We start from the raw sequence: 25,040 nt of genomic DNA, 5'->3' as shown, positions 1-25,040 counted from the left end.
ACGAGACCAGTGGCACTCCTCGTACCGACGACTCATGCGAACGCACACGTGGAGTCGAGACACCGCCGACCGCGACCCGTCTCGAATATCGGCAGGCCGCACTCACAGTCGTCCACGACGACACCTGACGGGACCGAGAATGCCGTCTCACACTCGGGGTAGGCGTCGCACCCGGCGAGCAACCGACCGCCGCGGCGGATGATGCGAAGCGGCGACCCGCAGTCGGGACACGTCCACTCGCCGTCGAACCGGTCTTTCACGTGGTCGTCCAGCGGGTCGCACTGACGGTCGATGCACACCTCGAAGGTGGCCCCGCGTTCGACCCGCATCAGTGGCAACCCACAGTCGTCGCACGTCTCGTCGAGGACTGTCGCACCCGCCGGAAGCGAAAACTCGACGCCCGAGTCGAGGCCGACGACTGACCCACCGGTTCGGACGAGAGGTTCGCCGGTGCCGGGGTGACTGCCGACTGGGACACCTGCTTCACTCGCGGGGTACTCGGAGCGACGAGCGGAATCGTGCGATTCGACGGTGAGGACTTGGTCGCCTGCGCGGGCGACGATGCCGAACGACTCTGGTCCAGATTCGACCGTCAACGAGTCGGCGCGGGTCAACCACGCGACGGGTTGGTACCCACTGGTGTCGTGGACGAGGACGGTTCGGTCGGGTTTGGCGACGACGACGACCCGACCACGTTGGACGCGGTCACGAGACCCCTCGAATCGGACGGTGCAGTCGCCTGCGAAGACGCGGATAGATTCCATGTGCCGGGGTGACCCCGGATTCCGATTTGAACCTTCGTGCGAAGGTTCATGCGCGAGAGCGAGGTTCGGTTGGCGAGGTGAAACCATGCCGCCTCACGAAGGACTTTTGTCGGCGAGGCCACAGGTCGTGGTATGGATGCGAACGTCGTGCTGTTCGACATGGACGGAGTGTTGGTCGATTCCGAACAGTACTGGCACGCCTTCGAGGACGACTGGGTCTTCGCCGACGCCATCGAATCCGGTGACCCCGCACACGAGGAGATTACGGGGATGAACTTCCGCGAGATATACGACTACCTCGACGAGGAGTACGGGACCACCGTCACGAAAGAGGAGTTCGTCGCGGCGTACCACGAGAACGCCGAAGCACTCTACGGTGAGAAAGTAGTCCTGATGGACGGCGCGGAGAAACTCTTCTCCGACCTCCGCGCCGCCGGGAAGAAAGTCGCCATCGTCTCGTCTGCACCACAGGACTGGATTTCGACTGTCCGCGAACGGTTCGCTCTCGACCCACTCGACTTGGTTCTCTCGGCGGACGACATCGACGACCCCGGCAAGCCCGAACCCCACATTTACGAACACGCCGCCGCGGAACTCGGCGTCGCCCCCGAGGAGTGCATCGTCGTCGAAGACTCGGTGAACGGCATCGAATCGGCCGCCCGGTCTGGGGCGCACACCATCGCCTACCGCGTGGACCACAACAGCGAGTTGGACCTCTCGCAGGCCGACCAAATCGTGGACGGTCCCGAGGAACTCCGGGCGGCACTGCTCGGCGACGACTGAAGAGACTGCGCCGAACTTCCGAGACAGATATTCTTAATCTTTTTACTATTTGGGCGTTCAGTTTACTCCGAAGGCCGGGAATCTTCGGTAGGTTTGTTGTGCCATCGCACGTCAACAACTTCCCGGGTACCATCTCCCGGTCTTCGCTCTACGCCACAGAGCGACAGCGTTGTTCTCGAACGGGTCGGTGTCGTTACTCCACCCGAACCGTCTGCGTCTCCCGAATCGGCAAGAGTGGTAGGTCGGGGAACGTCACTTCGACCGTGAATTCGAGTTCGTCGTCCGTCGCGCCGAAGACGCCGACGGGGACGACAACCTCGTCCGTGAGGTAGCACTCTTTCGCCGACATCTCGACGCCGTTGACGGTGACACGGATGCCGATGGATCCGCCGCCGGCGGTGTTGGTCACCCGGATGTCGTGCATGTCGCTCTCGCCGCGAGCGACCGTCTCGGGGAAGTCACCCCACTCAAGCTCTGGTGCGGGAAGGTCCTTGGCGCTCTCGACGACGCGTTCGGCCACACCCTGTGAGATACCGGCGCGCGTGAGTTCCCGAACGCCGGCGTCGACGACCTCGGCCGGTGACGAGAGGCCGCCCGTGGCGAGCGTGCGAGCACGGCCGGGACCGATGCCATCGACTGCCGTGAGTGCCGCGGCGTCGCCGCTGACACCGTGGTCGACGCGTGCTTCGACCCGGCGGGCGAGGTTGGCGGCGCGCGCGTCCGCGAACGTATCCAAGAACTCGCGGAGCGCCGAGAGGAGTCGAAGCGCGTTCTGGCGGATGACCCACGCGTCGCTCCGAAGTTCGCTCGGCGTGGAGTTCGCCATACTCGCGTGGAGGATGGCCAGCACCTTCCGCGGGCCGTCTTCGAGTTCGGTCGAGACGCCCGTCAACACCGAGTTCACGGCGTCGACTTCGGACTGTCGAGACGAGACTTGCCGGAAGTCTGCCGCACCGGCGACTGTTTCGAGGATGTCGTCGGCCGAGATTCGGTCGCGGTTGGCGAGCGTCGAGAATCGGGTCGCGGTCCCGAGACGGAGGTAGTACTTCGAGGTGAGACGACCGAGTGCCGTCGCGTCGATAGAGAGGTCGTCGTCCATCTCGACGAACCCGCGGGAGACGAGTCGGTCGAGGACGTCGCGGACGCGCGAGCGCAGGTCTTCGAAGTCGTAGGCACCGGGGTCCGACTGCGCTCGCCGGTAGTAGAACGTCGTCTCCAACCACGACATCACGTCGTCTAAGTCACGAATCGTTCCCATCGCAATCTCCGCGTTGAGGTGGGCGTCGAGGTCCTCTGCGAGACGTGACTCGATTTCCTTGCCTTCCCGGAGCAGGCGGCGGTACTTGTTCTGGTCGGCGTGGTCGCAGACGACCCACCCGTATCCCACGTCGTCGTACCCCGGTCGGCCGGCGCGCCCGAGCATCTGGAGGATGTCGAGCGGCGAGATGTCGACTTCGCCTTCGAGCGGGTCGTGGTGTTTCGTGTCGCGGATGACGACACACCGCGCGGGGAGGTTCACGCCCCACGCCAGCGTGGAGGTCGAAAACAGGAGCTGAATCTTCCCTTCTTTGAACCACTCTTCGACCGCTTCCCGGTCGTCGCGGGCGAGGCCAGCGTGGTGGAAGCCCACGCCGTCTAAGACGGATTTTCGGAGCGAGTCGTTGCTGAGTTCCTTCGCCTCGTTGTGGAAGTCGTAGTCGCCGCGGGAACTGATTGGAACGTCACGTTTAGCGAGTTCGTCGCGGGCCTTCTCGGCGGCGCGAACCGAATCCTGCCGCGAGGAGACGAAGACGAGCGACTGCCCGCCGTCGCGGATGTGCGGTTCCGCGAGGTCGAACGCCCGGTACAGGCGGCGGTACTTGTCTGCGAAGGAGTTCTCGCCGTGCGTGTACGTCTTCACGCCCGCGTGGAGGTCCACGGGCCGGTAGTCGTCGCCGAACTCGAACGTCGTCTCGGGCGGCGCATCGAGCCACGCCGCAACGTCGTCGATGTTCGGCATCGTCGCCGAGAGTGCCACGATGCGCGGGTCGCAGATGCGACGCATCCGCGAGACGGTGACTTCGAGCACCCCGCCGCGCGTCTCGGAGTCGAGCAGGTGGACCTCGTCGATGACGACGCAGTCGACGTCCTCGATGAACGAGTAACGCGCTGAATCGTGTTTGCGCGTCGCGGAGTCCGTCTTCTCCGGCGTCATCACGAGGATGTCCGCGCGTGCGGCGCGCCGGGGATTCAAGTCGCGTTCGCCGGTGACGACGTAGACGGAGTAGCCGAGGTCCTCGAAACGCTCCCACTCGGTCTCTTTCTCGGTGGTCAGAGCGCGAAGCGGGGCGATGAAGAGGGCCGTCCCGTCGTCGCGGAGCGTCTTGCAGATAGCGAGTTCCGCGAGCGCCGTCTTCCCGCTGGCGGTGGGCGCGGACGCGACCACGTTGTGGTCGGTGTCGAGGATGCCCGGCAGCGCCTCGCGTTGCATCCGGTTGAACTCGTCGAACCCGAACGCGTCGGCGAATTCGGGGACCGCTTCGACGACTTTCACGGGGCGCACCTCCCTGTGTGTACAGCGGCCGAAAGCGAGACGAAGACGAGGGTCATACAGGTAGCCGAGTCGTCCGTGGGGAAAGGCGTTTCTCCATCCGGTGGCACCGCTCGGCGGGCGAAGATACAAAAACGTGTTCGGGGGACCGTTCAGGGTTCGATTCCGACCGTCTCCTGACTTACGCCGCGCCGGCGAGGGCAGCGATGAACGACCAGTTCGTTCCCGCGGTGGCTTCGCGTTTCTTCGATTCAGCCTTCGACAGGTCACGGCGGTGTTTCCAGTTCATACACTGTGTGAAAATCTTTACTCGAACATAAGTTTTTCAGTTCCATGATATGTCTAGCACGGTTTTACATGCAGAATGGTGGACATACGTGATGAATTCGAATCAAACGTTTTCTTTTTCGTGATAGTCGTGCGTATTTGGTCGATTTGTCTGCCGTCGTGGTAACACAGAACACGACGCTCACGGCGAGTGATTCGGTCGAATCGAGCCGGTCAGACGTGTCAAGTGGTCGACCGACAGCGGTGTAATCCTCACGTTTTTGCCTGTCCCCCCGTAAGAACTGACCATGCGCACGCGGCGGAAGCCAGATTGGTTGAAGATGCGACCGCCATCGGGCCGGCGATTCACCGACATCAAATCCACACTCCGGGACAGGAACCTCCACACGGTCTGTGAAGAGGCCAACTGTCCGAACCTCGGCGAGTGCTGGAGTGGTCGGGACGGTCCCGGGACGGCCACGTTCATGCTCATGGGCGACCGGTGTTCGCGCGGATGCAACTTCTGTGACGTGACGACGGGTGGCATGGAACCACTCGACCCCGAAGAACCCGCGAACGTCGCCGACGCCGTGACGGAAATCGGTCTCGACTACGTCGTGTTGACCTCCGTGGACCGTGACGACTTACCCGACCAGGGTGCCGGTCACTTCGCACAGACGATTCGGGAGATAAAACGGCGAGACCCGGAGGTCCTCGTAGAAGTGCTGATTCCCGACTTCCAGGGTGAACCCGAACTCGTCCGGAAGATTATCGACGCCGGCCCGGACGTCATCGCCCACAACATCGAGACGGTCGAACGCCTCCAGTGGCCGATTCGTGACCGGCGCGCGGGGTACGAGCAGTCCCTGTCGGTCCTCCAGCAGGTGACCGACGAGTCGGACATCCACACGAAGACGTCCATCATGCTCGGCCTCGGCGAACACGCCCACGAAGTCTATCAGACGCTCTCAGACCTCCGCGAGGCGGACGTCGATATCGTGACCTTCGGCCAGTACCTCCAACCGTCGCGGACCCACCTCGACGTGTACGAGTACGTCCACCCCGACGTGTTCGAGACGTGGCGGCGGGTCGCCGAAGACGAACTCGACTTCCTCTACTGCGCCTCCGGTCCGATGGTCCGGTCGTCGTACAAGGCGGGCGAGCTGTTCGTCGACGCACTGCTCCGCGAGGGGTCGAGCGTCGAAGAGGCACGGCAGGCGGCACGCGCGGCAGCAGGGCAGTAACGCGGCCGGCGCGCACCGGACGGGAAACTTCGTTCTCACGTCGCCACAGATGTGTCGGCGTTGTCACAACCCGAGTCGATATACTCCCGGTCCGTTGTGAAACGTTGTCGATATTTCCGATTATTTCTCGGTGAGATGTGGGTTCGCACTAATGACCCTCAGGAAGAATCGTTTAGAAGCCAAAATGTCCAATTTTCACCTGTGTGGGTTTACATAGCACGCCCAGTGACGCAATATTCCGAGTCAAAGTAAATTATATACGAAAACAATATAACGCCAGCGGGTGTCGATTTTGCCATGAACAGGAGGGTTCTCCCGTGAGCGTACTTCAGCGTGACCCACAGGACCAGGTACGAGTGCTCGATGAGGACGGCACCGTCGTCGGTGAAGTCCCCGACATCGACGACGAGACACTGGTCGACATGTACCGGAATATGCGCCTTGCTCGACACTTCGACACTCGGGCAGTGAGTCTGCAGCGACAGGGACGGATGGGAACCTACCCTCCGCTGTCGGGACAGGAAGGCGCACAGATTGGCAGCGCCATCGCACTCGAAGAAGACGACTGGATGGTGCCCAGTTACCGCGAACACGGCGCGGCGTTGCTCCGCGGCCTTCCCCTCAAGCAGACGCTCTTGTACTGGATGGGCCACGAGAAGGGCAACGAGATGCCCGAGGGCGTGAACCTCTTCCCGCCTGCAGTTCCTATCGCGTCGCAGATTCCGCACGCGACGGGTGCCGGATGGTCGTTCAAACTCCGCGGTGAAGAGGACAAAGCAGTTCTCTGTTACTTCGGTGACGGTGCGACGTCCGAAGGCGACTTCCACGAAGGATTGAACTTCGCCGGCGTCTTCGACACCCCCAACGTCTTCTTCTGTAACAACAACCAGTGGGCGATTTCTGTCCCGCGCGAGCGACAGACGGCCTCCGAGACCATCGCACAGAAGGCCGCCGCCTACGGCATCGACGGCGTGCAGGTCGACGGAATGGACCCCCTCGCCGTCTACGCCGTGACGAAGGCCGCACTGGAGAAGGCTCGGAACCCCGGTGAGGGCGAGGGACGACCCACGCTCATCGAGGCGGTCCAGTACCGCTTCGGCGCACACACCACCGCCGACGACCCAACCGTCTACCGCGACGACGAGGAAGTCGAGAAGTGGAAGGCGAAAGACCCCATCCCGCGTCTCGAAGCGTTCCTCCGTGAGACGGGCCGACTCGACGACGAGAAGGTCGAAGAAATCGAGGCAGAAATCAAACAACGAGTCGCAGACGCCATCGAGGCGGCCGAGTCCGACCCGCGTCCGGAACCCAGCGACATGTTCGACTACGCCTACGACGAACGGACGCCGGAGATTCAAGCACAGTACGAGGAGTTCGAAGCACTCCGTGAGAAGGTTGGCGACGAAGGATTCCTCCGAGAATGAGCGCACAGAACCTCACCATCGTGCAAGCAGTACGGGACGGTCTCTACACCGAAATGAACCTCGACGACGAGGTGCTCGTCATGGGCGAAGACGTCGGCAAGAACGGCGGCGTCTTCCGGGCCACCGAGGGCCTCTGGGACGAGTTCGGCGACGACCGAGTCATCGACACGCCCCTCGCAGAGTCCGGCATCATCGGCACGGCAGTTGGGATGGCCGCGATGGGCCTGAAGCCGGTTCCCGAGATTCAGTTCTCTGGCTTCATGTACCCCGGATTCGACCAAATCGTGAGCCACATGTCGCGGTTCCGCACCCGGACCCGTGGCCGTTACACGCTCCCGATGGTCCTGCGCGCCCCCTACGGCGGCGGCATCCGCGCACCCGAGTCGCACTCCGAGTCGAAAGAGATGTTCTACGCGCACGAGGCCGGTCTGAAGGTGGTCATCCCCTCGACGCCGTACGACACGAAGGGACTGCTCATCTCGGCCATCCGCGACCCCGACCCGGTCGTCTTCCTCGAACCCAAACTCATCTACCGGGCGTTCCGCGGCGAAGTCCCCGAAGAAGACTACACGGTCCCAATCGGTGAGGCCGCCGTCCGCCGCGAAGGGTCGGACGTGTCGGTGTTCACCTACGGCGCGATGACCCGCCCGACGCTCGAAGCGGTCGAGAACCTCGAAGAAGAGGGTATCGACGCCGAAGTCGTCGACCTGCGCTCTATCTCGCCGCTGGACCGCGAGACCATCGTGGAGTCGTTCAAGAAGACCGGTCGCGCAGTCGTCGTCCACGAGGCCCCCAAGACCGGCGGCCTCGGCGGCGAAATCACGGCTATCATCCAAGAAGAGGCGCTCCTCTACCAGGAAGCACCCGTAAAGCGCGTCGCAGGCTACGACGTCCCGTACCCGCTGTACGCACTGGAGGACTACTACCTCCCGTCGGTCGCCCGCGTCGAAGACGGCATTCGTGAGGCGGTGAACTTCTGAATGGCACTCAAGGAATTCAAACTCCCCGACGTCGGTGAAGGCGTCGCAGAAGGCGAACTCGTAACGTGGCACGTCGCACCGGGCGACGAAGTGACCGAAGACCAGGTACTCGCAGAGGTCGAGACGGACAAAGCACTCGTGGACGTTCCGTCGCCGTTCAACGGGACGGTGAACGAACTCCTCGCCGAAGAAGGCGAGATGGTTCCGGTCGGCAACGTCATCATCACCATTCAGGTCGGTGGCGAAGAGGCCGAGGAGGCCGAACCGGCCGCCGAACCCGAGGCAGAACCCGAACCCGACGAGGAAGAAGAGACCGACGCTGGCGGACGCGTGTTCGCCCCACCGAGCGTCCGACGACTCGCCCGCGAACTCGAAGTCGACCTCGAATCTGTCGACGGAAGCGGTCCGAGCGGTCGTGTGACCGAAGGCGACGTTCGTGCGGCCGCCGAGGAAGAAGAAGCAGAAGAAGCGCCGGCCGAAGGGCCACGCAGCATCGAAATCAACGGTCAGTCGGCGACGGAGAAGCGCGACGAAAGCGCTGCCGCGGCCGCTGAGGCCGCAGCGCGTGACAAGACGCTCGCCGCGCCCGCGACCCGTGCGCTGGCCAAAGAGAAAGGCGTCGACATCGACGCCGTGCCTGCGACGGAGATGCGCGACGGTGCGGCGTTCGTCTCGCCCGAAGCAGTCACCGAGTACGCCGAGGCCCAGCGTGCGGCACAGGCCGCAGACGCCGAAGCAGTCGCCGCCGAACCCGAGGCAGGCACCGCGACGGCCGAGACGGCGACGGCCGACTCCGGCCCCGTCGCCGGCGAGCGCGTTCCCTTCAAGGGCGTCCGCAAGGCCATCGCCGACCAGATGCAGCGCTCGAAGTACACCGCGCCGCACGTCACCCACCACGACGAAGTGGACGTGACGGAACTCGTGGAACTGCGCTCGCAACTCAAGCCAGTCGCCGAGGAACGCGACACGAAACTCACCTACATGCCGTTCGTGATGAAGGCGGTCATCGCGGCGCTCAAGGACTTCCCGTACATCAACTCGCAACTCGACGAGGAGAACGAAGAAATCGTCCTCCGCGACGAGTACAACATCGGCGTCGCCGCCGCGACGGACGCCGGTCTCATGGTTCCGGTCGTCCACGACGCGGACCGCAAGGGCATGCTCCAAATCGCCGACGAGATGAACGAGTTGGTCGAGAAGGCCCGTAACCGCAAGATTTCGCCCGGCGAGATGCGCGGTGGCACCTTCACCATCACCAACATCGGCGGCATCGGCGGCGAGTACGCGACGCCCATCGTCAACTACCCCGAAGTGGCAATCCTCGCGCTCGGTGCAATCAAGGACAAGCCGCGCGTTGTAGACGGTGAAATCGTGCCTCGAAAAGTCCTCACCCTCTCGCTGTCGTTCGACCACCGCATCGTCGACGGCGCACAGGGTGCCCGCTTCACGAACCGCATCAAAGAACTGCTCGAAGACCCCAAACTGCTGGTGCTCGAATAATGGTCGTTGGAGATATCGCGACCGGAACCGAGGTACTCGTCATCGGTGCCGGACCGGGCGGGTACGTCGCCGCCATCCGCGCCGCACAGCAGGGTCTGGACACCACGCTCGTCGAGAAGGACGCCTACGGCGGCACCTGCCTGAACTACGGGTGCATCCCGTCGAAGGCGCTCATCACGAGTGCGAACCTCGCCCACGAGGCGGGTAACGCCGAAGAGATGGGTATCCACGCCGACCCCGTCGTCGACATGTCGCAACTGCGCGACTGGAAGGACGGCGTCGTGGACCAACTCACTGGCGGCGTCGAGAAACTCTGTAAGGCCAACGGCGTCAACCTTGTCGAGGGAACCGCCCGCTTCAAAGACGAGAACGCCGTCCGCATCGCCCACGGCGGCGAAGGACAGGGTTCCGAAACCATCGAGTTCGAACACTGCATCATCGCCACCGGGTCGCGCGTCATCCAGATTCCGGGCTTCGACTTCGCGGACGAGCAAGTCTGGTCCTCGCGCGACGCCCTCGCCGCAGACACCGTCCCGGACCGCCTCGTCGTGGTCGGCGGCGGCTACATCGGCATGGAACTCTCCACGACGTTCGCCAAACTCGATTCGGACGTCACCGTCGTCGAGATGCTCGACGACATCCTCCCGGGATACGAGTCCGACGTGGCCCGTGTCGTCCGCAAGCGCGCCGAAGACCTCGGCATCGACATGAACTTCGGCGAAGGTGCCAGCGGGTGGCGCGAAGACGACGACAGCATCATCGTCACCACCGAGACGGAAGACGGCGAGGAAGCCGAGTACCGTGCCGACAAGGTGCTCGTCGCCGTCGGTCGCTCGCCCGTCACCGACACGATGGAACTCGAAAACGCCGGCCTCGAAGCCGACGAACGTGGGTTCCTCGAAGTGGACGACTTCCGCCGGACCGACGTGGAGCACATCTACGCAGTCGGTGACGTCGTCGCCGACACCCCGATGCTCGCACACGTCGCCTCGAAAGAAGGCATCGTCGCCGCCGAGCACATCGCCGGTGAACCCGTCGCCTTCGACAGTCAGGCCGTCCCGGCCGCCGTCTTCACCGACCCTGAAATCGGTACGGTCGGGATGACCGAAGACGAGGCCGAAGAGATGGGATTCACAACTGCTGTCGGGCAGATGCCCTTCCGCGCATCCGGTCGTGCCCTCACCACGGGTCACGCCGATGGCTTCGTCCGCATCGTCGCCGACGAAGATTCGGGATTCATCCTCGGAGCGCAAATCGTCGGCCCCGAGGCGTCCGAGTTAGTGGCCGAAGTCGCTCTCGCCATCGAAATGGGCGCGACGCTCGAAGACGTTGCATCCACCATCCACACCCACCCGACGCTCGCCGAAGCGGTCATGGAGGCCGCCGAAAACGCGCTCGGACAGGCGATTCACACGCTGAATCGGTAACCTCGAGTCCCGACACCCACTTCGATTTTTTGCAGACACGCTCACTGTGAGCGACGGCCGCCACCAGCGCGTATGTGTCAGAATTAGACCACTCACAGGTACGGCGGGACGACTGCCGGGTACAACCAGAGGACAGCGAGGCTACTGAACACCCAGCGCGGCGCGGCGTCTCGCTCCAGAAGGGAAAGCAGGACGACGACGGGCAACAGTAGCAGCAAGAAAACGCCCGACAGGACCACCGTCGTCACCAACTGGAACGTGACGAAGCGCGTCGAAACGAGGACGAACACCGCCATCGAGACGACGAGGAACGCGGCGTCGAACAGGACGGCCCCGTATCTCGTCTCAAGTCGCGGGATTCGTTCGGACCCGCGAAGAAGCACCCCACCGACGACTGCGAGGATGCCGGCGAAGAAGACGTATTTTACGAACTGTGACGGTGCAGGCCAGAGGTGGTAGACGCTCTCCGAGAGCGTCGTGCCGACGACTGCGACGAATCCGACCACCGCAACTGTCGGTGGAAGGTACGCCCGGTAGTCGCTGTCCAGCGAGGGAGCACCTTCGCGGGCGACGAGGGCGGTGGCCGCGAGGACGCCGACCAACCCGAAGACGAACTGCTGGAGAACCGACCGAATGGGTCGGCCAGTCGTCTCGTACTGGTCTGGGGGCGTCTCGCCAACCGACCGGAGCGACCAGTCTGTCGTCGCGGCGACGAGCGACGGGTCGTACGACTCGGACAGGTGTGTCGCCCCATCTGCGACGAAGACGCGTGCCGCCGTTCCGTCGTCGAAGGACCCGGTTCGGTCACCGGGTTCGAGTCTCGTCCCAGTCAGTGGTTCGGATATCTCCACGAGGGTACTCGGTGGAACGAGTGAATCGTCGCTCCCAGTCGCCAAGAGGACGTTCGTCTGAAGCGGGTCGGGTCGCTCTGGTGGGAACCGGCCAGCGATGGCGACGACTCCCCGTACGTCGCCACGTTCGTACGCCGCCCGATAGGCCCCGTTGGCCCCGCCAGAGTGCCCACCGGCGACGATGCGTTCGTCGTCGACTCGCGGATGTGCTTCCAGATACGCCACCCAGTTGAGGTAGTTCTCAGTCACCCGGTCCCAGAGGTCACTCTCGTCGCGGACAATCATCCACGGGACGGGAGACCCGTCTTCGAGTTCGTAGGTCGGTCCGGGAATCAAGACGACGAACCCCTGTCGAGCGAGTGTCTCACCGTATCCAGCGTACATCGCAGGTTCAGACCCTGACCCGGCCCCAAACACGATACCCGGTCTGGGGCGTTCGCCACTCGGGACGTACAGTGCCGCCTCGGTGATGCGACCATCTGCTCGAACGTAGACTCGTTCTGTGGTGAACCCCTCACCACCAACGTCCGGGACGAAGACGAAGGGTGACACCCACCCGCCGACTCCGACGACGACGAGGGCAGCGAGCACAATGGGGAACCAGCGGGAACCAAACATAACCATTGGTTGTCGATTTGGCCGCGTAATAACGTTCGAACTCGATTCTCCCGCACAGAGAATCCCGAGACGGCGGACGAATACCCGAAAACTGACCGCCGGCCCTATCCCGACCCGAAGAAGACACCCATCGGAAGGTTCACTCGTTTTCCAACCACCACAAAGCCAGCATCGTCCCCACCACTGCCACGGCGGCGGGAATCGATTTGTCGATGCCGAGTGTGCGGAAGTCGAGGAGGACCACACCCTCTAACTGGGCGGCGAGAGCGAGGGCTACGAAGACGAACCCCGCCACCCAGAGCTCGGGTGTGTCGACGTCGCTGATAGACATGAAAGTCGATACGACGCCAACCATGATAAGCGTTAGCAGTGTTCAAACGTCGCCGGCCAGTAGTGCGTGCCAGTTCCTCAAGACGGGACGCGTCGGTGTCGTCGACGCGGTTACTCCTCGTCGGCGTCGAGGATGTTGTACCCCTCGAACACCTTTCCTAACCGGTCCATCGAGGAGACGACGACGTCGCAGGCGGGGCGAACTGCCGTCTTCGGGACGAACCCAACCGACAGGCCGGCGACTTCGAGCATCGGCAGGTCGTTCGCGCCGTCGCCGACAGCGACGGTTCGCTCCATTGGTACGTCGTGTTCGGCGGCGTAGTTCTCCAGCGCCGTGTCCTTCGTCCCCTCGATGAGCGACCCCTCGACGTCGCCGGTGAGTCGGCCACCCTTCACGGGCAGGTGGTTCGAGACGATGTCGTCGACTTCGACCCCCTCTTTTTCGAGTGCGCGTTCGACGCCGCGTTTGAATCCGCCGGTGAAGATGGCGACGTGGTGGCCGTAGTCGCGGAGTCGCTGGATGAGTTCGGCCGCGCCGGGTCGAAGTTCAACCTCGCCGTAGGCCTCTTCTGCGAGTTCCTCTTCGAGTCCTTCGAGGAGTCGAGCGCGCGAGCGCAGGCTCTCCGCGTAGCTAATCTCGTCGTTCATGGCGCGTTCGGTGATATCGGCCATCTTCTCGGCGGTACCGTTCTTCTCGCCGAGGAGGACGGTCATCTCCGAGTCCGAGAGCGTGCCGTCGAAGTCGAAGGCGATGATTCGCATACGTGCCCGTCGTTCCCGCGGGGTTTCAAAGCTTCCGCGTCGGCAGAAACACCGAACAGAGACAGTCGTTCGACAAGTACACAATCATGTGAGACACTCTCACTGTCACGATATCGGCCGTTGTGGCAACTCTTAACCCCCGTGAGTATGTCCCTACGCGCATGAAGGTACTCGTCACGGACCCAATCGCCGATGCGGGTCTGGACAGACTTCGTGAGGCTGGGTACGAAGTAGAGACCGCATACGATGTCGAAGGCGACGCGCTACTGGACGCCGTCTCCGACGCAAATGGGCTCATCGTTCGCTCCGGGACACAGGTCACCGCCGAGGTATTCGAGGCGGCACCCGACCTCGTCATCGTCGGCCGTGCCGGTATCGGTGTCGACAACATCGACATCGACGCCGCCACCGAACACGGTGTCATCGTCGCCAACGCACCGGAAGGGAACGTTCGCGCCGCCGCCGAGCACACGGTTGCGATGGGCTTCGCCGCCGCACGCTCGATTCCGCAGGCGCACACCCGTCTGAAGAACGGCGAGTGGGCCAAGTCCGACTACCTCGGCAACGAAGTCAACGGGAAGACGCTCGGCGTCGTCGGCCTCGGCCGCGTCGGCCAAGAAGTCGCGAAGAAGTACCACTCACTCGGGATGGACCTCGTCGCGTACGACCCGTACATCGGCCAAGAGCGCGCGGAACAACTCGGTGCCGAACTCGTGGAGTTCGACGAGTGTCTCTCGCGGGCCGACTTCCTGACGGTCCACACGCCGCTGACGCCCGAGACGGAGGGCCTCATCTCCACTGACGAACTCGAGACGATGGGAAGCGGCTACCTCATCAACTGCGCCCGCGGCGGCGTCGTCGACGAGGCCGCCCTCGCCGAGGCCGTCGAAAGCGGCGTCCTCGACGGTGCCGCAGTCGACGTGTTCGCCGACGAACCCGTCTCGCCCGACAACCCACTCCTCTCGGTGGAGAACGTCGTCGTCACGCCGCACCTCGGTGCATCCACCTCGGCCGCACAGGAGAACGTCGCCGTCTCGACGGCCGACCAAGTCGTCGCCGCACTCCGTGAGGAACCCGTCATGAACGCGCTCAACGCCCCCTCGGTGGACGAGAGCGCCTTCCCACGCATCCAACCTTACATCGAAATCGCCGAAACCGCCGGCAAGATTGCCGGTCAACTCCTCGACGGACGCCTCGGCGAAGTCGAAGTCAGCTATCAGGGTGACATCGCCGCCGAAGACGTCGAACTCGTCACCGCCTCCGCCCTGAAGGGCGTCTTCACGCCCCTCGAATGGCAGGTCAACGCCGTCAACGCGCCACAGATTGCGAAAGAGCGCGGTATCGAAGTCACCGAGTCGAAGTCCCGCCAGTCGGAGGACTTCCAGAGTCTCGTGACGGTCACCGTCCGCAACGGCGACGAAGAGATGACCATCTCGGGGACGCTCTTCGCCGGTGACGACCCGCGCATCGTCCGCATCAACGGCTACCGACTCGACGCCATCCCGCACGGCCAGATGCTCGTCGCTCGCAACTACGACAAACCCGGCGTCATCGGCTTCATCGGCACCGTCCTCGGCGAGAACGACGTCAACATCGCAGGGATGTTCAACGCCCGCCGCGCGAAGGCCGGCGGCGAGGCACTGACCGTCTACAACCTCGACGACGAGGTTACGGACGACGTCCGCGAGAAACTGCTCGCAGACGACCGTATCATCGACGTCGACGCGATTACCCTGTAAGCAGGGTTACCGTCCGCCAACCGACGGCACAACTCGCATCACAACGCGGCCGACGCCCGACTGAACGCGGCCAAGACCACGGCCGATGGACGACAGCAGGCCGGCCGACGTATCACTTCTTTGCGACCGATTCTTCGGCGACTGCGACGCTCGTGACGACATCCCGTGAGCGTGTTCTCGGTACCGTTCTGCGAGTAACCGTTCGTAGTGGTCGATGACCGCGTGACGATTCTCGTGGGTCGTATCGAGTTGTTCTTTGAGACGCGTGTTCGCACGGCGAAGCGCCTCGTTCTCGCGGCGAAGCGACGCGACATCCTGCGTTGGAGGGGAATCAGCAGGACGGGTCGACGATGGTGGGCCGGCCCCGGAGTGGCCGGTGCCCGTCTCGTCTGAGGGGTACGTTCGTGACCCTGACCCACCTCCGATGGTCCCGGTCGGCAGACTACTGAGCGACATCGTGTGGTACCACGTGACACAGAATGAAAAAGACGTGTCAGACGAACAACTGACGCACGTCAGCGGTCGTCCGTCGCAGGCCGAAGTCGTGGGTGAAAGTCGGTGGTCGAACGCCCCGCTTACTCGGCGAGGTGTTCGAGCACTGCGTCGGTATCGTTCGGGACCGGTTCGGGGTCGTCACCGGCCTCGAACGCCGCGTCGGGGTCCTTCAGGAGGTGCCCCGTCGTGAGACAGACGACCTGTTCGTCTTCGCTGACCGTGCCGTTCTCGCGGAGTTTGCGGAGGCCGGCAACAGACGCCGCGGACGCGGGTTCGACGCCGACGCCCTCGGCGGCGAGGTCACGCTGTGCCTCGGTGATTTCCTCGTCCGAGACGGCGACGGCAGTGCCGCCCGTCTCGCGGATTCCGGGGAGTGCCTTCGGCGCGTTGACGGGGTTGCCGATACGGATGGCCGTCGCACGCGTCTCCACGTCGTCCCAGCGGCGCGTCTCGTCCCACCCGTTCTCGATGGCTTCGACCATCGGGGCGGCACCCTCTGCCTGCACGCCCGTCAGTTTCGGCACGTCCTCGGCGTCGAGCGCACCCGACTGGACGAGTTCGCGGAACGCCTTGTAGAGCGCCGAGGTGTTGCCCGCGTTGCCGACGGGGAGGACGATTCGGTCTGGGTACGTGCCGTAGTCGTCGAAGAACTCTTCGAGAATTTCGAGGCCGATGGTCTTCTGGCCTTCGAGGCGGAAGGGGTTCAGCGAGTTGAGGAGGTAGACCTCACCGCGGGCGGCGAGGTCCTGTACGATGTCGAGACACGAGTCGAAGTTGCCGTCGACTTCGAGGATGCGGGCGTCGTGGAGCGCCGCCTGCGCAATCTTCCCGGCGGCGACCTTCCCGGCAGGGAGCAAAACGAGCGTCTCCATCCCACCGCGCGCGCCGTATGCTGCGAGGGCGGCCGAGGTGTTACCCGTCGAAGCGCAGGCGAGACGCCCGACGCCGAGTTCCTTCGCGACGCGGACGCCGACGGTCATGCCGCGGTCTTTGAACGACCCCGTGGGGTTCATCCCCTCGTGTTTAATGCGAAGCGTCTCGACGCCGACGTCAGATTCGAGGCGCGGGACGGTGTGCAGCGGCGTCGCGCCCTCGGGGAGCGAGACGCCTTCTTCGAACGGGAGCGCGGCGTTGTAGCGCCAGACGCCGCGGCCCTCGAAGTCGTCCCACGTCGGCGGGGACGCGTAGCGAACTTCGAGGAGGCCGTCACAGTCGTCACACGTGTACCGTACGTCGTCGAACGGTGCGAACTGTTCGCCGCACTCGATACATTCGAGCCAGGTGCCGTCGTCGGCGACAGATGGCTCCTCGGGGATAGGTGCCGTGAGTTCGAGGCTCATTGGTCGGGGCGTGGCACCAGAGGGACAAAAGCAGGTGGGTTTGGGCGGTACCTACCGGACCGACAGCGAGACGGACGTGAAGCGCACTGCTGCTTACGACTCGCCGAAGGCGTCGATACGAGCGTGCACGTCGTCGGCCCACTCGTCGAGGGCGGCGTGCATCATCTCTTTGGCCTCCGGGAGCGGCGTCGCCGTGTACTGGTAGACGTAGCCGCCGGGGTCCAGCAGTCGGCGTTTGCGCTCTGCGAGGCCCTTGTCGAGCAGCGTCGTCAGCGAGCGATTGACGTTGCTCCGGTCGCGTTCGAGAACTTCGGCGAGTTCTGCGACGGTGCTTCCGGGGTTGTCGAGGAGCGCGAGGTACGTCCGACTCTCGTGGCTCTGGATTCCGAAGACACAGGCGAGGACGTGCCCGAAATTCGGGTCGTCAGTCTCCATCAGGTCTTCCATATCCGGTGCATCAGCCATGCACATCTGTTCGCTGTCCGCCGAATTAAACCCTCACCAAGCGGCGAAGGCGTTGCTCCGCCGGAGAAGTACCCCGACCCGACACGCAGTCTACTCGTCTTTCGCGTATCCCATCTTCGTCACGCACGTCCGCATCCCGGCTTCGTCTTCGTGTTTGTGGAGCGTCGTCGGCGTGTCGCAGTAGAACGTCGACCCGTCGTGACGGAGCGTCACCTCGTGAATCCCGCCGAGCATCTCAGCCCGGACGATGATGCGATGCCCATCGAGAAGCGCGTCGAGAATCTCGTCGGCGGTCAACTCCCCAGACTCGATTCGGAGCAAGTCGGCCATACACTCACATTTCGGGCGAGCCGTATCAGTATTATCGAAGGGTGAGAGGTGCGTGCGGCGAAACCCAGACCGAACAGAGGGGACTGAGTGAGGAACGAGTCACCGGCAGACTCCACTCCCGTCAGTTCGTCGTCGACTTCCCAACCCCACAACGAGTCACCGGTAGACTCCACTCCCGTCAGTTCGTCGTCGACTTCCCAACCCCACGACGAGTCACCGGTAGACTCCACTCCCGTCAGTTCGTCGTCGACTTGGACCGCTTCTCTGCGTCTGTGACCGGCACCTCGACGCCTTCGACAACCTCCGCGACTTCCGTCTCTTTCTCGGTGTCGATGTGCCAGCGGTCCACTTCGTCCTCGTAGTTTCGGAGCATCTCCGAGACGTTCGTCTTCAGGCCGTCGTCGTTGACGTTGACCTCGAAGACGAACACTTCGTCGCCCGTTCCACGGCCGACCTGCTGGATGTTGGCACTGATGAGTTCGTTGTCGAAGTAGTACGGGGCCAACTGCGTCATCACCTTCCGGTAGACGGTGTCTTCGACTTTGCGGAGGGCTTTCCGCCCGGCGGAGTCGGCAGCACGCGCGACGTAGTTGATGGAGTCTTGCCACGACTCGACGGCACCCTCGTCGTCTCCCGCTTCGATTTTCTCGTAGGAACGAGACAACTTCTCGCCGGCCGTCTTCAGGTCTTCGTTGGGCGCTTTCCCCTCCTTCTCACCTTCGCCCTCGCCGACACTCGCTTGCTTGGCCGTCTTCTCGTTGACGTCTTCTCCCAGTCGCTCGTGCGATTTTGGCCGCCACTCGTCCCAGTCGTCGAAGTGCGCGCCTTCGACCCCGGACTCGCGGAGGGCACGGGTGATTCGCTCCCCGTGTTCGACGACTTCCCCCCAAGAGCCCCGGCATTTGAATCCGGAGATGCTCTCTTCCATGTCGTTGACTGGACTACGTGCCAAGAGATAAAAATTCTCCGAGAACCCCTCTCACACGAGGAAAATTTACTGAAGAGAGAAGCAATCAGTCGAGAACCAGCGAGGGCGCTTCGGTCGGTCGAAACGCTCAGCGATTGCCGTAGATGACACGCTCTGCGAAGGCGTCGAGGCGGTTCGAGAGGCCTTCGAACCACGCACTGGGCGACGCTGTCCGGAGTTCCGACTCGTCGAGTTCTATCTTCTCGTCCCCGAATGGGTCGCGGTCGCCGGTACTCGTCGCATCGACGACGGTCGTCATCGAACACCGACCACACGCCTCTCGGTTCGGGCCTGCCATGTGCGCCCGATTCGCAACCATCACGAATAAATCTTGGTTTCCCACCGGTCGCGACGGGCTTATAGGGACGAACGTGTTGCACCGTCTCATGGGATACCGCGTCGTGGACACGGACGACGTCGAACCGATACCAGACCGACCATGCGAACTTCGACGCATCGGCGTCGAAGGCGGCTTAGAACAGTTCGCACTCAATCGCTTCCGCGCCGAACCGGGCGAACAGGTGCCGCTGAAGTACCACTATCACACCGAACAGGAAGAGGCGTTCTACGTCCTCTCGGGCACACTGTTCGTCGAGACGCCAGACGAGACGTTCGAGGTGTCGGCAGACGAGTTGTTCGTCGCCGACCCGGAGAGTCCGCACCGCGCTCACAACCCGGACGACGCGACTGAGGCGGTCGACATCCTCGCCATCGGTGCACCTGCCGTGTCGGGTGACGCCGAAGCGTACGACTCCGACGAGCGATGAGCGACGTCGGACACCCCGGAAGAAGCGACAATCGGGACGACACTGACGGCCCGGACCTCGACGTTCCCGAGTGGGACGACGAGTATCTCGACCGAGTGAGTGACCGACTGATGTTCCACTACGACTTGGAGAAGAACTCCGTCGTCCGCGGTGAGCGGTTCGACCTCTTCGGGTCGATGCTGATGGAGACGCAAAAGCAGTTCATGCATCGGTCCATCAACTACGCGAACCACCACGCGAAGGAGTACCTCTTCGCCCGTCGCGTCGACACCGCGACTATCGCCGAACTCGAACGCCTCGTCGAGTTGGGGCACGAACTCGCCGACCTGTGGGTCGAACCGAGTCCAGAGCACTTCGGGACGGACTTCACGTTCGTCCTCGTCGCGCCCGACGTCCCGGAAGACGTCCACGACTTCGTCTCCGACTTCGCGGACCGGACGCTCATCAAGTTCGGCTACTACGGCCACGTCGAGATGAACGTCGCCGTCGTCGCCCCCGACGACGAGGCGGCAATCGCGAGTCGAAACGCCGACTCGGTGGACGCCTTTACCCTCTGGACCGATATCTCACCCACGAGTTCGAAGGGCGTCGTGCAGCGACTCGTCGAGCGATTGCGTCGATAAAAAAAGAACCGTCGGATGGTTTCGCGACGTTAGTCGTCGTTCGGGGTTACGTGACCGCTGCTCGAACCCCGCACGTCCTGGATGTTCTCGTAGCCCATCTTGGCGAGCGAGAGCGCCAGGTAGATGAGCGTGAACGCCAGGATAATCTGGACGACTGCCGAAATCATCGAGACCGTCGTGGCCGACGCCATCCACTCGGCGTTGAGGAACTTCGCGTAGATGTTGTCGTGAATCGCCAGCCACAGCAGACCGAGGCTCGTGATGGTGACCATCAGGGCCATCGGACCGCCGGTGCTGATGAGCTGCTTCGAGTCGTCCCAGTTGGCCAGCCACACCGTAGCCGTCAGGAGTGCCAGCGCAGCGAGAAGCTGGTTGGCACCGCCGAACAGTTGCCAGAGGGTGAGCCACGACCCACTCGTGATGAGGACGTACGCCGGGATAGCCTGCACCGCAGCGTTGCCCCAGCGGTTGGTCGCGAGTTCTTGGGCCGACGACTCGGGCGTGCCGACGATTTCTTCCATCATGTAGCGGCCGAGGCGCACGGCCGTGTCAGTGGACGTGAGCAGGAAACTCACGAGCACGAGAGCCATGAACGGACCACCGAAGGACGTCGGGACACCGAAACTCGTCAGGATGATACCGCCACCTGCCGCGAACGTCGGCAGGGCGAGGCCGATACCGCCACCCACGTCGGGAGCGACGATAGCGACCGTTGCGAGCGCGACAGTGGCGAGGAGACCCTCACCGAGCATGCCGCCGTAGCCAATCATCCGCGCGTCAGACTCCTTGTTGAGTTGCTTCGAGGTGGTCCCCGAAGAGACGAGCGAGTGGAATCCGCTGATGGTCCCACACGCGATGGTGATGAACAGGAGCGGGAACAACGGCGTCCCAGTCCGGCCCATGAATCCGTAGAACGGTTCGAGGTTCGTCACGAGCGGTTGCGACGAGGTGCCGACGAGCGTGCCGACGATGATTGCGAGCAGTGCCCCGCCGACACCTGCGTAGAGCAGGAACGACGAGAGGTAGTCACGCGGTTGCAGGAGTACCCACACCGGAAGGGCACTCGCGAGTGCACCGTAGACGAGGATAATCGGAATCCACGCCGCGGCGTTAGCACCGAACGCGCCCGCTGCCGGAAGCCACGACCCGCCACTGCCGAGCAGGACGATGGTCGACGCCGGTGCGCGTGCCGCAGGTTCGAACAGTGCAATCGGGAACTGAATGCCGAAGTACACACCGATGAACATGGCGGCGACGAACCCGACCGTGCCCGGAAGGAACGGCAGGTTCAGTTGGTAGAGGTACATCCCGAACAGGATGGCGAGGGCGATGTAGACCAGACTCGCCGTCGCCGCCTCGGGGTACGCGTTGAACACGATGGCCACCACGAGGGCGAACACCGCGACGACGAGGATGATGGTGAGGAACGCGAACCACAGCAGCATGTTCTTGCCGCGTTCGCCCACGTACTCGCCGATGATGTACCCGATAGACTTTCCGTCGTGTCGCAGACTGCTCGACAGCGACACGAAGTCGTGGACACTACCGAGAAGTGGGTTTCCGATAGCAATCCACGCGAGTGCGGGGAGCCACCCCCACACCACACCAGCCGTAATTGGCCCCACGATGGGAGCCCCGCCTGCAATACTCGAATAGTGATGCCCCAGTAAGACCGGCTTCTTCGCCGGTACGTACTCTTGACCGTCTTCGTACTTGTGCGCCGGTGTATCACGACTATCGTCGAGTTCGACGAATCGTGCGAGGTACCGGGAGTAACCGAAATACCCCACCGTGAACAACGCAAGTACGGTAACGACCAGCCAAATAACTTGTACCATGGTACTCTGCCCCACCATGAGACACGAAAATGGTTACCTTAACGTTAACGATAGTTGAGAATGTATGGAAACTGGAGTACAGGTACGCATCGCTACGGGTTCGAAAACCAACATCCCGTCATAAATTCAATGACAACTCAATTCGTGGTGAGTTCTACACCAACCTCGATTTCGTCCGCCACTTCACCGAGGAAATCTCCTTTCACTTCGGCGACCCGTGTCTCGATTGCGGCGACCAGCGGTGGCGATAGGTCCTCGCGGAGTTCTCGAAGCCGCTCCTGTTCGGTCTTGACCCGATTTCGCAAGAACGTCGCGCCACGGCCCTGTTCGTCTGGGTCCGGTTCGGGTGTCAGGCGGTTGACCGCCAGTCCACGAACGTCGAGTCCGTAGTCGTCCAGTTGCTCGACTGCTCGCTTCGTCTCACGAATCGAGAGTTCGTCGGGGTTCACGACGAGGAAGAACGCCGCCTGCGACTGGAGCATCTCCTTGGCGAAGTTGAAGTCGTCACGACGCTGTTCGAGACGTGCGATAATCGGGTCGCCTTCCATCATCCGCCGTGGTTCGTTGTTGCCGATAGCCGCACGCTCGAAGAGTTTGACCGACTGCTTTCGTTTGTGGAGCAGTCGTTGAATCCACCCGTCGAGGTACTCGGGCAACGAGAGGAGGCGAAGGGTGCCACCCGTCGGCGAGGTGTCGAAGACGATCCGGTCGTACTGGTCGGAGTCCCGCATCACGTCGATGAACCGGTCGAAGAGTGCAGATTCGTGTGCGCCGGGCGTCTGGTGGGCCATCTCAATCTGCCGGTCGATTTCGTTGACCATCGCCGGACTCACCTGTTCGCCCAGCGCTCGCTTCGTCTCCATGAGATGTTCCCGGACTTCCGTCTCGGGGTCTATCTCCATCGCGTCGAGGTTCGGTTCGTCCTCGACGGGTTCCGGCGTGTCGGTGAACGACTGGTCGAACACGTCCCGCGTACTGTGCGCCGGGTCTGTCGAGACGAGGAGCGTGGAGACGCCAGCGCGAGCGCACTTGACCGCGTAGGCGCTCGACATGGTCGTCTTTCCGACGCCGCCCTTTCCGCCGAAGAACACGAATTTTCGCATGTTAGAAGTGGTATTGATGGCCCTTTCGTTCGAGAAGCGACCCACGGTCCCACATCCGTCGCTCCCACGCCTCGAACTCGTCTTCGAGGTACGGCAGCAGTTCGGCCGTGTAGTAGGAGACGGGCGACGGGATGCCGAACGCATCCGGGAAGCACGCGAGCATAAACGCGTCTTCGTCGTCTTCGGCCTGTTTCTCGATTTTCTCGTAGGCCGGGTGTGTTATCATCCCGTGGTAGAGGCCGCGAAGCCACTCCACTACGAGTTCACGAAAGGACTCGATGCGCGCGGCAAGCGTCATCAGGTTACACACTCGCCGATGACTGGCCAAAAGCGTATCGCTCACGAACGACGACACAGGATTCCCCCGGGTTCATATACGAGGGCGAGGTAGGGCCGGCCATGAATCCGCGTGAGGCAATCCCTGTGACGGTGCTCGGCGGGAGCCTCGGGGCGGGCAAGACGACGCTTCTCAACCACCTGTTGACGAACGCTGGCGACCACGACATCGCCGTCCTCGTCAACGACATGGGGTCGGTGAACGTCGACGCCGAGTTGGTCGCAGAGGAGTCCGAACTGACCGTCGGCGGTGGTGTGACGGAATTGTCCAACGGGTGTATCTGCTGTGAACTGCAGGACGACCTCGAGACGGCCGTCGTGCGACTCGCTCAGGAGCGCTCGTTCGACCACCTCGTCGTCGAGGCGTCCGGCGTGTCACGACCCGGACCAGTCGCGCGACTCTTCGTCACGTCGCGGGCGGCAGCGAGGTACGACGTCGCCGGTCTCGTGACCGTCGTCGACGCCCGCCTCTTCGCCGACACCTTCGTCGGCGGCGACCCCGAACGAACGGTCGCCGAGGACAGCGACGGGTCGGTCGAACCGCTCTCCGACCTCCTCGTCGAACAGGTCGAGAGCGCGGACCTCGTCGTCCTCAACAAGCGTGACCTCGTCAGCGACGACGAAGTCGCAGACGTGCGCGACGTGATTTCGGCGCTTCGTCCCAGCGTCGATATCGTCGAGACGACCCACGGCGGCGTGGACGTCGATTTCCTCCTCTCAGACCTCCACGACCCCGATGCACCCGTTGGCTGGCGGGCCGCACTCGAACACGAGGGTGAAGCGAGAGATGCCGAGGGCCACGACGAGAGTGGTCACGAGGGAGACGACCACGACCACAGCAGTCACGACGAACGTTCGCACGCACACGGAGACGACCACGACCACAGCGTCGTCTCGCACGCAGAGGAGACGTACGGCATCACGTCGTTCGTCTACCGCCGACGCGCACCGCTCGACCCCGATGGAGCGTCGGAAGTGCTCGGGAATCTCCCCGATTCGGTCGTCCGAGCCAAAGGGTCGTTGTGGATTGGCGGGGCCGACGATGTCCACTACACCTACAGTCAGGCCGGTCCGTCGGCGTACGTGACCGCCGGCGGCCCGTGGATTGCGACACTCCCCGAGTTCGAACAGGACACCTACCGACGCAATCACCCCGAAATCGACTGGCACGACGAGTACGGCGACAAACGGACCGAACTCGTGTTCATCGGACGCGGCATCGACGAAGCGTCCCTCGTCGAGGCACTGGACGAACACGTCCTCGAACCGGGTGCAGACGTGGCAAACGGCACGTATCCTGTCGAACCGGGTGCTGAACTCACGCTCGCCGAACCGGAGGGTGCGCAATGAGCGACGGAGAGACCGGCGAGATAGAGTGGGGCGAAGGCGACCCTCGCGTCGTGTTCGTCATGAACATCGTCCTCTCGTCCATCTTCGCCACCGTCGTGGTCTACGGACTCTCGTACCTCGAACTCATGGCGTTCACCTTCGTCAACGTCGCGACAGCGGCGCTAGTGCTCATCGCACTCACCTACGTCGTGACGAAGTAGCGGCGGG

The 25,040-nt window shown here is 63.1% G+C and carries 25 protein-coding genes; 11 read left to right on the top strand and 14 right to left on the bottom strand.

What is annotated here, in order from left to right; all coding sequences use genetic code 11:
- Positions 1-32 precede the first annotated feature (32 nt).
- The gene (locus tag GJR96_RS05640) at positions 33-764 is read right to left on the bottom strand and encodes an Sjogren's syndrome/scleroderma autoantigen 1 family protein (protein WP_151162042.1); all 732 of its coding nucleotides are present in this window, start codon (positions 762-764) and stop codon (positions 33-35) included.
- 132 nt (positions 765-896) lie between these two features.
- Between GJR96_RS05640 and GJR96_RS05635 the strand changes: the two genes are divergently transcribed.
- Positions 897-1,547, top strand: a complete 651-nt coding sequence (locus GJR96_RS05635) for an HAD family hydrolase (RefSeq protein WP_151162041.1) — start codon at positions 897-899, stop codon at positions 1,545-1,547.
- Positions 1,548-1,740: 193 nt separating this feature from the next.
- Here the strand turns inward: GJR96_RS05635 and GJR96_RS05630 are convergent, their stop codons facing one another.
- Complete coding sequence (locus tag GJR96_RS05630; RefSeq protein ID WP_151162040.1) at positions 1,741-4,080, bottom strand: DEAD/DEAH box helicase; 2,340 nt, start codon at positions 4,078-4,080, stop codon at positions 1,741-1,743.
- 572 nt (positions 4,081-4,652) lie between these two features.
- Between GJR96_RS05630 and lipA the strand changes: the two genes are divergently transcribed.
- From lipA to lpdA, 5 genes are all read left to right on the top strand, one after another.
- Complete coding sequence (gene lipA / locus GJR96_RS05625) at positions 4,653-5,588, top strand: lipoyl synthase (protein ID WP_151162039.1); 936 nt, start codon at positions 4,653-4,655, stop codon at positions 5,586-5,588.
- A 317-nt stretch (positions 5,589-5,905) separates the two neighbouring features.
- Positions 5,906-7,012, top strand: coding sequence for a pyruvate dehydrogenase (acetyl-transferring) E1 component subunit alpha (gene pdhA, locus GJR96_RS05620; RefSeq protein WP_151162038.1), 1,107 nt, complete (start codon positions 5,906-5,908; stop codon positions 7,010-7,012).
- A complete protein-coding gene (locus GJR96_RS05615) occupies positions 7,009-7,992 on the top strand; it encodes an alpha-ketoacid dehydrogenase subunit beta (RefSeq protein WP_151162037.1) in 984 nt (327 codons plus the stop codon). Before pdhA ends, GJR96_RS05615 begins: the two co-directional genes overlap by 4 nt.
- Positions 7,993-9,492 carry a dihydrolipoamide acetyltransferase family protein gene (locus tag GJR96_RS05610; protein WP_151162036.1) on the top strand — a complete coding sequence of 500 codons (1,500 nt, stop codon included), beginning with the start codon at positions 7,993-7,995 and terminating at the stop codon, positions 9,490-9,492.
- Positions 9,492-10,919: a dihydrolipoyl dehydrogenase gene (lpdA, locus tag GJR96_RS05605; protein WP_151162035.1), complete on the top strand. Its 1,428-nt coding sequence runs from the start codon at positions 9,492-9,494 to the stop codon at positions 10,917-10,919. Before GJR96_RS05610 ends, lpdA begins: the two co-directional genes overlap by 1 nt.
- Before the next feature lie 92 nt (positions 10,920-11,011).
- Here lpdA and GJR96_RS05600 read toward each other — a convergent pair whose 3' ends face one another.
- From GJR96_RS05600 to serB, 3 genes are all read right to left on the bottom strand, one after another.
- Positions 11,012-12,361 (bottom strand): dienelactone hydrolase family protein, encoded by a 1,350-nt coding sequence (locus GJR96_RS05600; protein WP_191965811.1) that lies wholly within the window; start codon positions 12,359-12,361, stop codon positions 11,012-11,014.
- A 166-nt stretch (positions 12,362-12,527) separates the two neighbouring features.
- Positions 12,528-12,719: a hypothetical protein gene (locus tag GJR96_RS05595; RefSeq protein ID WP_151162033.1), complete on the bottom strand. Its 192-nt coding sequence runs from the start codon at positions 12,717-12,719 to the stop codon at positions 12,528-12,530.
- Between the two features lie 110 nt (positions 12,720-12,829).
- Positions 12,830-13,480 (bottom strand): phosphoserine phosphatase SerB, encoded by a 651-nt coding sequence (serB, locus tag GJR96_RS05590; RefSeq protein WP_151162032.1) that lies wholly within the window; start codon positions 13,478-13,480, stop codon positions 12,830-12,832.
- A gap of 161 nt (positions 13,481-13,641) precedes the next feature.
- On the opposite strand from serB, the gene serA reads away from it, so the two are divergent.
- A complete protein-coding gene (serA, locus tag GJR96_RS05585; protein WP_151162031.1) occupies positions 13,642-15,219 on the top strand; it encodes a phosphoglycerate dehydrogenase in 1,578 nt (525 codons plus the stop codon).
- Positions 15,220-15,225: 6 nt separating this feature from the next.
- On the opposite strand, the gene GJR96_RS05580 is transcribed toward serA, so the two are convergent.
- The 6 genes from GJR96_RS05580 to GJR96_RS05555 all read right to left on the bottom strand — a co-directional run bounded on the left by GJR96_RS05580 (position 15,226) and on the right by GJR96_RS05555 (position 19,114).
- A complete protein-coding gene (locus GJR96_RS05580; RefSeq protein WP_151162030.1) occupies positions 15,226-15,675 on the bottom strand; it encodes a hypothetical protein in 450 nt (149 codons plus the stop codon).
- Between the two features lie 119 nt (positions 15,676-15,794).
- Positions 15,795-17,054, bottom strand: coding sequence for a threonine synthase (thrC, locus tag GJR96_RS05575; protein WP_151162029.1), 1,260 nt, complete (start codon positions 17,052-17,054; stop codon positions 15,795-15,797).
- A 93-nt stretch (positions 17,055-17,147) separates the two neighbouring features.
- On the bottom strand, positions 17,148-17,519 hold the full coding sequence (locus GJR96_RS05570) for a helix-turn-helix domain-containing protein (RefSeq protein ID WP_151162028.1): 372 nt from the start codon (positions 17,517-17,519) through the stop codon (positions 17,148-17,150).
- Positions 17,520-17,609: 90 nt separating this feature from the next.
- Positions 17,610-17,849 (bottom strand): hypothetical protein, encoded by a 240-nt coding sequence (locus GJR96_RS05565; RefSeq protein ID WP_151162027.1) that lies wholly within the window; start codon positions 17,847-17,849, stop codon positions 17,610-17,612.
- Positions 17,850-18,084: 235 nt separating this feature from the next.
- On the bottom strand, positions 18,085-18,777 hold the full coding sequence (locus GJR96_RS05560; RefSeq protein WP_151162026.1) for a DUF5828 family protein: 693 nt from the start codon (positions 18,775-18,777) through the stop codon (positions 18,085-18,087).
- Positions 18,778-18,904: 127 nt separating this feature from the next.
- A complete protein-coding gene (locus GJR96_RS05555) occupies positions 18,905-19,114 on the bottom strand; it encodes a hypothetical protein (RefSeq protein WP_151162025.1) in 210 nt (69 codons plus the stop codon).
- Positions 19,115-19,202: 88 nt separating this feature from the next.
- Between GJR96_RS05555 and GJR96_RS05550 the strand changes: the two genes are divergently transcribed.
- Both GJR96_RS05550 and GJR96_RS05545 read left to right on the top strand, forming a co-directional pair.
- Entirely contained in the window at positions 19,203-19,583 is a 381-nt protein-coding gene (locus tag GJR96_RS05550) for a cupin domain-containing protein (RefSeq protein WP_151162024.1), read from the top strand.
- Entirely contained in the window at positions 19,580-20,206 is a 627-nt protein-coding gene (locus tag GJR96_RS05545; RefSeq protein ID WP_151162023.1) for a hypothetical protein, read from the top strand. Before GJR96_RS05550 ends, GJR96_RS05545 begins: the two co-directional genes overlap by 4 nt.
- A gap of 29 nt (positions 20,207-20,235) precedes the next feature.
- Here GJR96_RS05545 and GJR96_RS05540 read toward each other — a convergent pair whose 3' ends face one another.
- The 3 genes from GJR96_RS05540 to GJR96_RS05530 all read right to left on the bottom strand — a co-directional run bounded on the left by GJR96_RS05540 (position 20,236) and on the right by GJR96_RS05530 (position 23,445).
- Positions 20,236-22,044: a carbon starvation CstA family protein gene (locus GJR96_RS05540; RefSeq protein WP_151162022.1), complete on the bottom strand. Its 1,809-nt coding sequence runs from the start codon at positions 22,042-22,044 to the stop codon at positions 20,236-20,238.
- Positions 22,045-22,181: 137 nt separating this feature from the next.
- Entirely contained in the window at positions 22,182-23,147 is a 966-nt protein-coding gene (locus GJR96_RS05535) for an ArsA family ATPase (RefSeq protein WP_151162021.1), read from the bottom strand.
- A 1-nt stretch (position 23,148) separates the two neighbouring features.
- Entirely contained in the window at positions 23,149-23,445 is a 297-nt protein-coding gene (locus GJR96_RS05530; protein ID WP_151162020.1) for a hypothetical protein, read from the bottom strand.
- A 101-nt stretch (positions 23,446-23,546) separates the two neighbouring features.
- On the opposite strand from GJR96_RS05530, the gene GJR96_RS05525 reads away from it, so the two are divergent.
- Together GJR96_RS05525 and GJR96_RS05520 are read left to right on the top strand one after the other, a co-directional pair.
- Positions 23,547-24,833 carry a CobW family GTP-binding protein gene (locus tag GJR96_RS05525; RefSeq protein ID WP_151162019.1) on the top strand — a complete coding sequence of 429 codons (1,287 nt, stop codon included), beginning with the start codon at positions 23,547-23,549 and terminating at the stop codon, positions 24,831-24,833.
- Entirely contained in the window at positions 24,830-25,033 is a 204-nt protein-coding gene (locus tag GJR96_RS05520) for a hypothetical protein (protein ID WP_151162018.1), read from the top strand. Before GJR96_RS05525 ends, GJR96_RS05520 begins: the two co-directional genes overlap by 4 nt.
- Positions 25,034-25,040 lie beyond the last annotated feature (7 nt).

This window comes from Haloferax litoreum, from assembly GCF_009674605.1.
Lineage (GTDB): Archaea > Halobacteriota > Halobacteria > Halobacteriales > Haloferacaceae > Haloferax > Haloferax litoreum.
Note: the sequence above shows the minus strand (reverse complement) of the source record. Positions and strands in the feature narration are given on the sequence as shown.